Origin of the sequence: Marinobacter sediminum (assembly GCF_016820575.1) — a bacterium.
GTDB lineage: Bacteria > Pseudomonadota > Gammaproteobacteria > Pseudomonadales > Oleiphilaceae > Marinobacter > Marinobacter sediminum.
This window is the reverse complement of sequence record NZ_JAEMQH010000002.1, coordinates 158,558-171,908: the sequence shown is the minus strand read 5'-3', so window position 1 is coordinate 171,908 and position 13,351 is coordinate 158,558. Positions and strand designations below refer to the sequence as shown.

9 protein-coding genes are annotated in these 13,351 nt (G+C 58.1%); 1 reads left to right on the top strand and 8 read right to left on the bottom strand.

The window, feature by feature from the left end; genetic code table 11:
* Positions 1–56: 56 nt before the first annotated feature.
* A complete protein-coding gene (locus FGO67_RS07615) occupies positions 57–638 on the bottom strand; it encodes a YceI family protein (RefSeq protein ID WP_203300153.1) in 582 nt (193 codons plus the stop codon).
* Positions 639–703: 65 nt separating this feature from the next.
* Entirely contained in the window at positions 704–1,249 is a 546-nt protein-coding gene (locus FGO67_RS07610; RefSeq protein ID WP_203300152.1) for a cytochrome b, read from the bottom strand.
* 571 nt (positions 1,250–1,820) lie between these two features.
* On the opposite strand from FGO67_RS07610, the gene FGO67_RS07605 reads away from it, so the two are divergent.
* The gene (locus tag FGO67_RS07605; protein WP_203300151.1) at positions 1,821–3,116 is read left to right on the top strand and encodes an EAL domain-containing protein; all 1,296 of its coding nucleotides are present in this window, start codon (positions 1,821–1,823) and stop codon (positions 3,114–3,116) included.
* On the opposite strand, the gene FGO67_RS07600 is transcribed toward FGO67_RS07605, so the two are convergent.
* The 6 genes from FGO67_RS07600 to FGO67_RS07575 all read right to left on the bottom strand — a co-directional run bounded on the left by FGO67_RS07600 (position 3,103) and on the right by FGO67_RS07575 (position 13,310).
* A complete protein-coding gene (locus FGO67_RS07600) occupies positions 3,103–4,878 on the bottom strand; it encodes an SLC13 family permease (RefSeq protein ID WP_203300150.1) in 1,776 nt (591 codons plus the stop codon). The two genes, FGO67_RS07605 and FGO67_RS07600, sit on opposite strands and share 14 nt — an antisense overlap.
* A gap of 95 nt (positions 4,879–4,973) precedes the next feature.
* Complete coding sequence (parE, locus tag FGO67_RS07595; protein ID WP_203300149.1) at positions 4,974–6,869, bottom strand: DNA topoisomerase IV subunit B; 1,896 nt, start codon at positions 6,867–6,869, stop codon at positions 4,974–4,976.
* Positions 6,870–6,936: 67 nt separating this feature from the next.
* On the bottom strand, positions 6,937–7,416 hold the full coding sequence (locus tag FGO67_RS07590) for a protease complex subunit PrcB family protein (RefSeq protein ID WP_203300148.1): 480 nt from the start codon (positions 7,414–7,416) through the stop codon (positions 6,937–6,939).
* Entirely contained in the window at positions 7,413–10,109 is a 2,697-nt protein-coding gene (locus FGO67_RS07585) for a S8 family serine peptidase (RefSeq protein ID WP_203300147.1), read from the bottom strand. The genes FGO67_RS07590 and FGO67_RS07585 overlap by 4 nt, the downstream gene beginning before the upstream one ends.
* 123 nt (positions 10,110–10,232) lie before the next feature.
* Positions 10,233–12,284, bottom strand: a complete 2,052-nt coding sequence (locus tag FGO67_RS07580) for a TRAP transporter large permease subunit (RefSeq protein ID WP_203300146.1) — start codon at positions 12,282–12,284, stop codon at positions 10,233–10,235.
* A 15-nt stretch (positions 12,285–12,299) separates the two neighbouring features.
* Entirely contained in the window at positions 12,300–13,310 is a 1,011-nt protein-coding gene (locus tag FGO67_RS07575; RefSeq protein ID WP_203300145.1) for a putative solute-binding protein, read from the bottom strand.
* Positions 13,311–13,351 lie beyond the last annotated feature (41 nt).

Sequence of the window (13,351 nt, the reverse complement as noted above, 5' to 3'; positions counted from 1 at the left end):
GCCAACCCCTGGCTCTTTTCCTCAGATACCTTTCAGCATCCGTCAATCTTTCAGCTTTACTGGCGAATACCTTCTACAGAGATGATGATTTCAACCGTCTCTGAGGCCTCGCCAAGCTCCATCGGGATACCGAAGTCTTTCAGACGCAGCTCAGTTTCAGCTTCGAACCCCATGCGATAGCCACCCCATGGATCTTCGCCGTGGCCGATCAGTTCGGCGTCCAGAGTCACCTCTTTGGTAACGCCACGCAAAGTCAGGTCACCGATAATATCGGCCTCACCCTCGCCATCAACCACCACGCGCTTACTCTTGAAGCTGGCCTGCGGATACTCGTCCACATACAGGAAATCCTCGCTGCGCAGGTGCTTGTCGCGCTCGGCGTGGTTTGAATCGACGCTGGAAGTATCGATGGTCACATTCACCGAGCTGTTGGCAGGATTCTCAGCATCGTAGACAAACTGGCCGTCGAAATCGTTGAAACGGCCATACAGCCAGCTGTAACCCAGGTGAGAAATCTTGAAGGTGACGAACTGATGCGCACCCTTGTTGTCGAAATCGTACGTAGCACTGTGACCATCAGCCTTGACGGCACCCGCCATAGCCATGGAAACCGCAGACGCGAGAAGTACCTTCTTCATAATTTTCTCCTTTTTCATGAACCATGCCCGAAAAGGGCCGAAAAGCTTGTTATGGGCGCATCCGGTTATCCGCCGAGCATACGCCGAAGTGTGTTGTCGCGATCAATTAAATGATGTTTCAGGGCGCCAGCCGCGTGCACTGCAGCCAAGGCCACGATTGCCCAGGTCGACCAGTAGTGCACCGTGCCGGCAGTATCTTCCAGGCCTTTAATCCGGCCGGTAACAGACGGCACCTCGAACCAACCGAACACATCGATGGCAGAGCCGTCGGCGGTAGAAATCAGATAACCGCTGACCATCGCCACAAACAGTAGCAAGTACAGCAGGCCGTGCGCCGCATGGGCACTGGCCACTTCCCAGCGCTTGTGACTGGGCAATGGTTTGGGACCAGCATTGGCCACGCGCCAGAACACGCGCAGGACCATGAGGCCGAACAAAAGAATGCCAACGCTGCGATGGATGTCAGGCGCCTGTTTGTACCAGTCGTCGTAGTAGGTCAGATCCACCATCCAGAATCCGAGCGTAAATAACCCCAGCACGACAACCGCCACCAACCAGTGAATGGTTACCGCAACCAGCCCGTAACGCTCGGAAGAATTTCTGATTTGCATCTTTTTACTGAACTCCATCCCTGTTTGAACAACCGTGCTTCATTCTAGAAACGGCCTGCGACAAAAACTATCGAAATGTTTTGCCAACCACCATCAGAAATTCTGATCATTTGCAGGCATCTATGCCTTTGGTCGTATACGGGTTTTACGGATTGTTCAAAAAGTCACCTAAGTTAGACTAAGTCCATATTTGTTAACCCCGTGACGGGGACTCATAGAAAGAAAGGACACGGACATGGAATTTGATTTCGACGAAAGCGTGGTAGTACCCAGCAACAACTGATTTCACGGCGATCCCAGGGGTCGCCTCCCTTTTATCTTTTTTTACATGTACATCAGCCCCGAACGCCCCCACTCTCAAACGCTTGGCCAAACTCTGGCTGGCCCCTCGATATGTGAATGATTCCCACTTTCGACATGAAACAGTGGTAATAATCTGGTTTTTTTGGCAATCTCAGCACGTACTTCAGTTGCGCTGACCTATCTCGTGGTCCTTCCCAGCTGGGGCTCAGCAGTTCAGCCTAGCGCTTTGTAGCGAAGGGCAATGTCATGCAACCAATCAGAATGAACCATGTCGAAGAGTCTCCCCGAAAAGCTGGCGGTTCCGGAACTCGACCTTCTGTCTCCGATGCTTAGCCACGAGGGTGAGATGTGGACGGCCGATTTCCAAGGCCTGACCCTTCGCACGGCTCTGCAGCCCATCTACAGCATTTCGCACAAACGCATTGTTGGCTATGAAGCCCTGATCCGGGCTTTCGATAACGACGACTCCGCCGTGCTGCCCCTGCACCTGTTCCAACTGCCCGCGTCGGACTCTGAAAATCTGCTGCTGGACCGCTTGTGCCGGTATTTGCACATACGCAACTACAGCGGCCTTGAAGACCAGCTGAACTGGCTGTTCTTGAACGTTTCACCCCAGGCCGTCACCAGTGGCCGCCACGCCGACTCCTTCTTTGGTCAGTTGCTGGAAAAGACCGGACTACCGCCGCACCGAATCGTCATTGAGATTGTTGAGCAACCCACGGATGACGCCGAGAAGCTCAAAGAAACAGTGGCCTATTACAAGAAGCTGGGTTGCCTTACGGCCATCGACGATTTTGGCGCCGGCCACTCGAATTTTGAGCGCATCTGGAACCTGTCACCGGATATTGTAAAGCTGGATAGAACCCTGCTCACCCGGGCCACGGAAGATCGAAAGGCCAGACAGATTTTGAACGGCATTGTTTCACTGCTACATCAATCAGGCTGCCTGGTATTGCTGGAGGGAGTGGAAACACGGGAACAGGCGCTGATATCGATAGATGCGGGGGTCGATTTTGTTCAGGGTTTTTATTTCCGAACCCCGAGTATCAACCTGGAAGAACTGACGCGCACGCCCGCGAATTTTGACGAGCTGCTGAACGAGTACAAGTCGCGCAACCAGGTCACCCTGGACCCAACCCGGCAACTGACTGAGTTTTTCCGGGGCTATTTTTTGGACGCGATTGATAAATTACGCGACGGTTCAGAGATGCACCAGGCGTGTCTTGGACTACTCAACCACCAGGCGGTTTCCCGCTGCTACCTGGTCAACGAGCATGGCATTCAGATTGCCGACACCATCGTTTCCGATACCGGAACGCGCAGTCTGGACCCTCGCTTCAAACCTCTTGAAAGTACCAGCAGCGCTGACTGGTTCCGCCAGGAATACCTGCGCCAGGCACTGGCACAGCCGGACAACCTGCACGTCACCGCCCCTTACCTGTGCGTGACCGGCGCCTACATGTGCATCACCCTGTCCCAGGGCTACTCCCAGGATGGTGAACTCCGGGTCCTGTGCTGCGACATTTTAGCCAACCCCACGCAGCCGCGAGTCAGCCGGGACTGATTCCGTACACCAGGGCGATCACCGTTACCGTTAAGGCGCCTATAAACAGGTTCATGGGCAATCCCACCCGCACAAAATCACTAAAACGGTAGCCGCCTGGGCCAAACACCATCATGTTGGTCTGATAACCCAGTGGCGTCGCAAAACTGGCTGACGCAGCCATCATCACTGCAATGACAAACGGCTCAGCTGCCACCCCCATGGTGGCCGTCATCGACAGCACAATTGGAATAACCAGCACAGCGGCCGCGTTGTTGGTGATGACCTCCGTCAGCACCGACACGGTGATGTACACCAGCAGTACCGCCAGCAGGATATTGCCCTGACTGAGCCCGAGAATGCCCTCAGCGACATAATTGGCGGCTCCGGTCTCCTGCAATGCCGCACCCAGGGCAAAGGATGCCGCGATGGTGAGGATAACCGGCACATCAACGGATTTCTGCGCCTGCCCTACCGAACAGCAACCGGAGATGATCATCAAACTGGCGCCCAGCAGGGCCGCGTTAAGCATGCTCAGCACACCGCAGGCCGCCAATCCGACCAGGACCAGCAGGATACCCCAGGACAGCCATGCGCGGTCGTGGCGGGGCGTCTCGGTGTCCAGATCGTTAATCAGCAAGAAGTCTTTGTTATAGCGCTGCCGGCTGACGAAGGCGGGACGCGCTTCCAGCAGCAACACATCGCCCGGTTTCAAGCGGATATTCCCGAGATTGCCGGATACCCGCTCACCACCCCGGGCGACTGCCAGCACCACGGCGCCATAACGATCACGGAAGCGGGCGTCACGAATGGTCTGTCCGAGCACATCAGACTGGGGGGACAGGGCCGCCTCTACCAGCCGGCGTTCAGCCCGGTCTTTACTCAGGCTGGGCTCATCCTCGTGAACGGAAGGTACGATGCCATTGATACGCAACAGGTCAGAGATGGCCTGGGTGTCACCAGCAAACACCAGGCGATCGCCGCCCCGGAGCCGCTCTTCCGAGGGCACTGCGGTAACCACGCTGCCGTCACGTTCGATCTCGACCAGATAGAGCCGCTCCAGTTCCCGCAAACCGGCCTCGCCCACGGTCTTTCCCACCAGCGGACCATCAAAGGACACGGCAACTTCCAGGGTAAATTCGCGCATCGAACCGAACTTCTGCTGGTCTTTGCGATCTGGCAGGAATCGCGGCATGACCAACAGCATCACCGCAACACCGATCACGGCCACCGGAAGCCCGACCGCCGTGATGGTAAAAATGGAAAAGCCCGGACCGCCGGTAAGCTGCTGAACCTGGCCATTAACCACCAGATTGGTGCTGGTACCGATTAGCGTGAGAGTACCGCCAAGAATGGCGGAGTAGCTCAGGGGGATCATGAGCTTGGAGGGCGAGATGCCAATCTTGCGAGACCAGGCATGCACCGCAGGAATCATGGTGGCCACAACCGGCGTGTTGTTCAGGAAGCCACTCAGCAATGACACCGGCAGGGCAATCCGGGCCTGGGCACTTCGAACGGTACTGGGGTTGCGGAGCAGGTGGTGCACCAGCAGATCAACACCGCCGGAGTGGTGGATACCGGCGGCTACCACAAACATGGCGACCACGGTGATCAGCCCCGTGTTGCTGAAACCGGAAAGCGCCTGTTCGGCAGAGACGATACCCGTGGCACTGAGCACGACCAGCACCCCCATCATCACCATGTGGGGTGCTAAGCGTCCAACACTCATGAGTATCAGCGAGGTGCCCGCCAGGCCCAGCGCAAACCAGCCTTGCCAGTCCATTTACGGTTCTTCCCGAACAGAAAACTGGCAGGATAACGACTTTGAGGAATACTGAGAAAGAATAAAGGATGCTTTTTATAGCACCCTTAGATATATCACGTCACGACGTCGGCGATGTTGCCGTAGGTTTCCAGCCAGGACCGACGATCGGATGCCCGCTTCTTGCCCAGCAGCATGTCCATACGGCTGTCGGTGTCGTCATTTTCTTCGATGGTGAGCATCACCAGGCGGCGAGTATCCGGTGCCATGGTGGTTTCCCGCAGCTGCAGCGGGTTCATCTCACCCAGGCCCTTGAACCGGGTGACCGAGATCTTTCCTTTGCGCTTCTCGGCAGCCAGGCGGTCGATAATGCCCTGCTTTTCGTGCTCATCCAGGGCATAGAAAGTTTCCTTGCCCAGATCCACCCGGTACAGCGGTGGCATGGCCACAAACACATGGCCCGCGGCCACCACCGGACGGAAATGCTTAACGAACAGCGCGCACAGCAAGGTGGCGATGTGCAGGCCGTCGGAATCGGCGTCCGCGAGGATGCAGACCTTGTTGTAGCGCAGCCCATCCAGCTTGTCGGAACCGGGATCTACCCCGATGGCGACAGCAATATCGTGCACTTCCTGGGACGCCAGCACTTCCGACGGATCCACTTCCCAGGTATTCAGAATCTTGCCTCGCAGCGGCATCACCGCCTGAAATTCGCGATCACGGGCCTGTTTGGCGGAACCACCGGCCGAGTCACCCTCAACCAGGAACAGCTCCGAGCGCGCAGTATCGCCACCGGAACAGTCTGCCAGTTTACCGGGCAGCGCCGGGCCGGACGTTACCTTCTTACGGGCAACCTTCTTGCTGGCGCGTAAACGGCGCTGAGCATTGCTGATAAACAGCTCCGCCAGCACCTCGGCAATGTCAGTGTGCTGGTTCAGCCACAGGCTGAAGGCGTCCTTGACCACACCGGAAATGAAGGCTGCGGCCTCGCGGGAAGACAAACGCTCTTTGGTCTGACCGGAGAACTGCGGCTCCTGCATCTTGAATGAGAGCACGTAGGCGGCACGCTCCCAGATATCCTCGGGCGACAGCTTAACGCCGCGAGGCAGCAGATTGCGGAATTCACAGAACTCGCGCATGGCTTCCAGCAAACCCGTCCTCAACCCATTCACGTGGGTGCCGCCCTGGGCGGTGGGAATCAGGTTTACATAGCTTTCCATGACCGTCTCACCGCCTTCGGGCAGCCACTGGATGGCCCAGTCCACAGCTTCTTTGTTTCCAGAAAAGCTGCCGGTAAACGGCTCAAGGGGTACGGCTTCGATGTCCGCCAGGGTGGACCGCAGGTAATCCCGCAGGCCATCCTCGTAAAACCACTCGTCCTTCTCTCCGGTTTTTTCCTGCAAGAAAGTCACCGTGAGCCCCGGACACAGAACTGCCTTTGCCCTCAGATTATGGCGCAGGCGACTGACGGAGAAATTCGGGCTGTCGAAATAGCTGGTGTCTGGGGTGAACTTCAGCCGGGTGCCGGTGTTGCGCTTGCCGACGGTGTCGATCACCTCCAGTTCACTGGCCTTCTCGCCATGGGCGAAAGTCATGCGGTGCAGCTGGCCATCACGCTTGATCGTGATTTCCAGATGCTTGGACAGCGCGTTAACCACAGAAACACCAACCCCGTGCAAACCGCCGGAGAAATTGTAGTTACCCTGGGTGAACTTGCCGCCGGCATGGAGCCGGGTCAGGATCAGCTCAACACCCGGCAGCCCTTCCTCTTTATGCAAATCCACCGGCATACCCCGGCCGTCGTCCTCAACACTCAAGGAACCATCGTTGTACAGGACCACATCAATGCGGCGCGCATGCCCCGCCAGGGCTTCGTCCACGCTGTTGTCGATAACTTCCTGCGCCAGATGGTTGGGCCGACTGGTGTCCGTATACATGCCCGGACGCTTGCGCACCGGGTCAAGGCCCTTGAGTACTTCAATGGCTTCAGCGTTGTATTGTTGTTGGCTCATAAGCAGGAAGAAACTCCGCGATTGGAACGAAAAGCTGGGGCATAGCTTAGGGATTCGGCCGGAAAGATCAACGGTTGTTTTCGACCGGTGCGATCCGGATGTCGTCCCAGCCGGACGCCGTGACCGCAATGGCCGCGCATGGGGTGGTGAGTGCCTGGCTTACCATCATTCCTGGCGCTGGCTCCCGGATGTCCACCGCGAGCACCAGCTCGTCGTCGATAATTTTCGCACCCGCCAGGGTGATACTGAATCCGCCGGTAGGCTTTTGGCCCAGGGCGGCCAGTACCACGTGTTCGCGGCTGAACTGGACCGATCTCAAGGACGCCAGCGGTAGCATGCGGCCCGGCAAGGCGTCCAGCCGGTCGACATCGTCAGCGCTGGCCAGGTGAATATGGCCGGGGGCAACCAGGCCACAGTGAGCCGACTGCGCGATCTGGCGGGCCAGCGGTGCGCCGGACTGGGTTTCGGTCTGGCTGACGGCGCAACCAGCACCGAGGGCACTGGCACACACCGCCACACTGATCGCCTTGCGAATGGATTGCGTCATGGTTGTGATAATGCTTTCACGTTGGTGGCGTCGGGATTCGGTGACAGCAACTGGTAGCCCTGGAAGTCAGGCCGCGGCAACTGCTCCGGAGAAGCCGCGGAAATCGACGGCCGGGAATAACTCGTGGTCATGCGAATACCTTCGATCGGGTTGCCTGCCGATAGGGTAATTTCCTGCCGCAACCCGGCAACCGGGTATTCGGCACAGGCCTCACCACCGTGACAAATCAGGCCATCATTATCCAGATCAGAGCCGGCCACCAGGATGTAATTGCCCGGCGACACCTCGTTCAATTCTTTTGGCGGCACGCCATCATCCGGTTCGAACACAAAGCGATACTGGCCATTCTCGGCCACCACGTTGGTCTGGGCCTCAGTGCTGAAGAAACCACCCTCCGGCTCCGGACTGACCAGCAGCACGAAATGCCTGCCGGCGTCTCGGGCCTGCTGGTCGGTAACCTGCTGGCCAACCACGGGAATCTCGAGTGTTCGAGTCTGGCTGTCGCCTTGGTACTCAACCTCAATGGTGGTTCTTTCAGACACCCCTGGTTCGAGGGCTGCCAGGTTGAGACTCACGGAAATATCAAAGCTCGTTCCAGAGTCGGTGCTCGCCGGAGCAGAGTCTATGGACAACCAGTCTGGCGGCTCAGAAACACTCCTGATGGTAACCGTGCTGGGATTGTCGCCGTAAACCTCAAGCGCTACGTTCGCCGTCCGCGCGCCTTCCGAGGACAGTGACACCACCGCCGGTGTGGCGGTGAGCAAATCGCGAATGGGCGTAGCCTGGGCCGCAGAGGCCGCTTTACTGGCATCCAGCAGCCCCCAGCCAAGCTGGTCGGTCCTTGGGCAGTTTTGACTGCCGCAATCGGCCACGGTCAAATCGCCAGCCATCAGAAAGCCGTTGATATCTTCGTAGTCCAGCGCAGCATTCTCGCCCTTCATCAGGGCCAGTACACCCGAGACATGGGGCGCGGCCATGGAGGTGCCCTGCAAACCGATGTAGGTTTCCTCGGTCCCGTTGATCACGCTGGTGCTGACCACCACGTCGCCGCGGCCATCGCCATTGCCATCACGGCTGGCGTCGCCACCGGGAGCCGCCAGATCAACCCAGGTACCAAAGTTGGAATACGACGCCAGCTCGCCAGCGCCATCCGCGGCGCTGACGGCAAATACGTCGGCAAAGGCCGCGGGGTAAGACTCTGTACTCGTCGATGAATTGCCGGCCGCCGCCACAAAGATCACACCGCGATTGGTAGCGTTGCTGATGGCATTCTGCAGGGACTGTATGAACGGCAAGCCACCCAGACTCAGGTTCACTATGTCGGCGCGTGGCTGACCACTTGGAGGCCCGGAGACCCACTGCAGCGCCGCCAGCAGATCCGCAGAGGAGCCGGAACCACCGTCTCCGAGAACACGAACTGGCAGCAGCGTGGATTCGAACGCGACGCCACCACCACCGGAGCCATTGACCACAGCGGCTACAGTGCCAGCGACATGGGTGCCGTGGTAAACACTGCCGCCCACACTGTTGCCGGGATCAGCTGGGTTATTGTCCCGCCCGGGCTGACCATCGTTGTCGAATTGCTCCGAGACAAAATCCGTTCCCGGAGGTAACGGTGAAATCACGTTGGCGTTGATGTCCTGATGCCAATTGCCACTGGATGCCCGGTACAGACCGGTGTCCATAACCGCCACCGTCACATTGCTCCCGGCATTAGGCGCCAACTGCCAGGCGGTTGGCCCATTCAACAAGCCATAGTGCCATTGCTGAGCGCCATATAAAGGCTCATCCACGGGCGTCATGGTCTGCATCCGGTAATTCGGTGTTGCCGATTCAATGCCTGGCTGGTGTTTCAGTGAACGGATCCAGTCCAGCGTTGCCACCTGGGCACTCTGACCACTGGCAGCCATGGCCTGCACCGGTGCTTTCACTCGCCAAAGGCCTGGTGCCAATTCCTGCGCAGCGGCCATATTGGCCTGAGCCATCATCGTCTGGGCCGATGCTGGGTCGGGACTCGCCTCCAAGACAACGATGGCCTCCCCTTCGACAAATTCATGGGCCGGCCAATCAAAAGATCTCGCCTGCCTCGAGGCATTCACCGCGGTCGAGAGGACATAGAGCATGGGCGTGGGGCCCTGGGATTCGACCCGAACGGTGGAGGTGCCATCGCCCCCGGCATTGGTCACCGAGATCTGACTGGCGGAACTGTTGGTGGTCGCCGAATCAACTTCACCACCACCCTGGCTCAACGACAATCTAAGCGCTGAGGCCCCTTCCCGGGTACCAAAGGCCTGAAGCTCAACCGACTGCCCAGTGCGCAGCGACATCGAGAACTCATCACTTGGGTCGGCGGCATAAGCGAAGGAGGGAAAGTCAGGGATCGAGGGATACACACCATCGGAAGCACTGACATAGCCCGCCAGCACGTATTCCTGCGGCAGGCTTTGTGCGGTGCTGCGGGGCGTCGAATTCAGAGTCAGGGCGTCGGCGTTATCGGCGTCTACCCGGGTGCCGGTTTCGATATCGATAAAACCAGACAGGGCCACATTCACTGACTGCAGATCTGAGTCAGAGCCACCACCGCCACAACCGGCAAGCATCAAAAAAGTCGCGGCAGACGCCGCCTTTTTAAAAAGCGTTTTGGGGGTCAGCATGATGTCCATAGCACTCATCTCTGCAACTGCCTCCAGCATACAGCATCCCGGGGCGACGTTTATTAACTGAGTGTTAACCGATACGCCCAAAGCTCTTACTCAGATGCGAAAAAACCGCCTGCGGCTGATGGCCGGAGGCGGTTTCGTATTAATCTGGACTGTTTACAGGGCGTAGAACATCATCGGTACGAACGCCACCAGCAACAACGTGGGTGCCATGACGGCCAGGGGCAATAGCAGGCGCTCGTAGCGGTGCCAGAAACTTCCGGTGCGTTCACAGGCCAGCACCTCTGTTTCGCCCACAACCTGGCGCGTCAGCAGGTGGTTCAACGCAACCGGCGGGCTCAGGTAGCCGAGTTCAAACGCCACCAGGCAAACAATCCAGAAGTGCAGTGGATCGATACCCAGCTGAATGGCGGGCTGAGCAATGGTCGCGGATACGAGGATCACCGCGCCAAAGGGATCCATCACCATGCCGATGAGTGTCAGCATCACCACAATCACCAACATCGCGATCCAGGGGCTGGTGAGACTCTCCGGAAACAGCGCGTGGACGATCTCGGAGCGCTCCAGAATGCCACCAAGGCAGATGGAGAAACCAATCAGTGCCAGCAGCGCACCGATATGCACGGCCGAATCACTGGCGGCGGCGGTGCTGCGATTCCAGAACGCCTGAAACCGGGACTCGCCCTCGTTCCGGGAGTCTTTACCCGCATCCAGCAGCACCAGCGCCAGCATCACCAGCGGCAGGATCAGCGGTGCACTGTATTCGTTGAATTGCAGGCCAAGAATCACCCAGACGGCCAGCACCACCAGCACAGCCACGATGACGTACGGCAGCAGTGGCCGGGTTTGCCGCACGGCAGCACGAAACGCACCTGGCGCAGGCCGCGGCTTCCAGTTGCCCTGGGTCTTGCAGACAATCAAGGAAAACAAGGTCGCGGACATGATGAACACCCAGAAACCCCAGCCGTACATTTCGGTGGTAGTGACTTCCTTGTTCAGGGCTGCAATCACCACAATCAGCAGGCACGGGTTCAGCACCACACCCAGGCTTCCGGACATGGCGGTGGTGGCCAGCGACAACTGGCGCCCAGCCCCGGCTCGCCTGAGCTCGTCATAAACCACACCACCAACTGCCAGGATAAAAATACCCGAGGCACCGGTGAAGGCGGTGGGAAACGCCGTGGCGAAAATGATCACTGAAGCCAGCATCGGCGCCGGCAGATTGAACGGTTTGATGGTGTTGAGCAGCAATTCCGGTAATCGGGTTTGCTTGAGGATCATCCCCACCAGAACGTACAAGCCAATGTTGATGAACATCGACGACAGATTGGACATCATGCCGAAATAGATCGCCAAACCTGACGCATAGCCATCCACGAAGAAGAAGTAGCTCATGGCGATCAACCCCATACCGCAATACAGGGGCAGTACCAATCCAGACGACAGCGCCAGGTTGCCGCGTCTCAGCCGATCCGGAACGTTCACAAACCGGACGGCATTGATCACCATGAACAAACCAAAGACCCCGGCCCAGGCGTACTGAAGGCTGACCGTTCCTTCCGATCCTGGCGAGCTTTCCAGCTTACCCAGGTACGAATTCAGGCTTGCCACCATCAGGCCATTGACTGCGAACTGGGCACCCTGACTCAGCCGCCACTCCGCCCGATTCCGGGGCAGGCGCAAGGCAATGTGATCGGCGTCCATTGCAGCAATCGCCGCGGCCAACGCAAACATCCCAATGAACAGGTATTTGGTCAGCTCAATGTTATCCAGCAGGAAGGTTGCCAACCCCTGCTCAACGGCTTTGAAGGCCCCCAGAGCAGGCGTGGCATGCTCCAGATTCTGCTCGTAAAGGGCGTACTTCTCCTGGCACAGCTCCAGGTTGCGCTCGAGCGACGTCCGCAACGCCTCTGGATTGGGTGGCGAGCTGAACAGATCATCTGGATCGGGCCTATAGGCATTGATGCGCTTGCGCACCTCTGCATCCACATCCATTTCGAGCTGGCACGACGGCTCGGTGGCATCCGGATTCAGAAGATAGTAGTTGGGCCAGGTTTGCTCCCCCACCCACAAAAGTCGGGAATGCAGGGAATTGCCCATGCCCAGCAGCAAGGTAAACAATAGAAGCAGCAGCAACACTACCCCGTGAATGCGATGCACGGGGTAAAGAGTTCTGGCTGCGGGCGCGGTTACGGCTCGCCAGTTCATCGGTGTTCCACCCTGTTATTCGCGGTTGCCCGCGGTGCACTCGGAGGATGCGGGATTGCTGGCACAACGAATCTTACTCAGCAGGCCCAGCATCTTGGGGTGGTAAACATCGGGGGCACCGTTCAGACCGTCACGCATCTCCAGGCGGTTCTGGCGGAACATCTCCTGATAGCCCTGGATATCCTTTTCCGGAATCCTCACCCACTTCTCGTCCGGAATCGCCGCCTCCTGACCGGAGATCAGGTTCATCGCTTGCGGGAACATGCCCCAGGCCACTTCACGGGCGGTCTGGGCTTTGTCGTCAGACAACACGTCATCACGGGCAATCACCTGCATGGTCAGTTGGGCCAGAGGATAGTCGACAACACCGCCCTCTTTGCCAATGCCCTTGTAAAGCTCCAAGGCCTCGTAGGCGAAAGCCGGGGCGTAGGCGGTATCGACCGAGCCATTGTTGAACTTGCCGGCAAAATTGGTGATGTCTGAAGGGACCACCGTCGCCTTGACGTAGTTCACCATGTGAATGGCGTCTTTCTGATAATCCAGCGTGGCCATGCGCTTACCTGCCAGTTCCCCGGCGGTATCAATGCTACGGTCGTTGACAAACAGGTACCCAGCGCCCACCGGCACAATGCCCAGCACCTCATAACCGTTTTCCTTCATCAGCGGCGCTGCTTTCGGCTGTGCCAGGGTCGCCAGCAGGGTTTTCAGATCGTCGTAGGTTGGCAATGCACCCACGGCACTGATGCTGCCGGTAAAGCGGTTGAACGGACGCGTGCGAAGGTCTGTTGCCGCCACTGCATCGCACTGGCCAGCATTGAAATCGCCCACGGCCACGCCTTCGTCGGTGTAGGGTTTGAGCTCAAAATCGACGCCGTGCGCCTTCATCTCCAACGCGTAGTCCTTAACCATGTTATAGAGATCACCGTTGGCGCCGATTACGTCGAACACGCACATAGACACGGTTTTGGCAGAAGCCACGGGAACAACGGCAGCTAGGGCGACTGCGGCGAGAGATTTGCGGATCATAACGACCTCCGGGTCATTTTTCTGTTTGTTAGTAGTCGGAT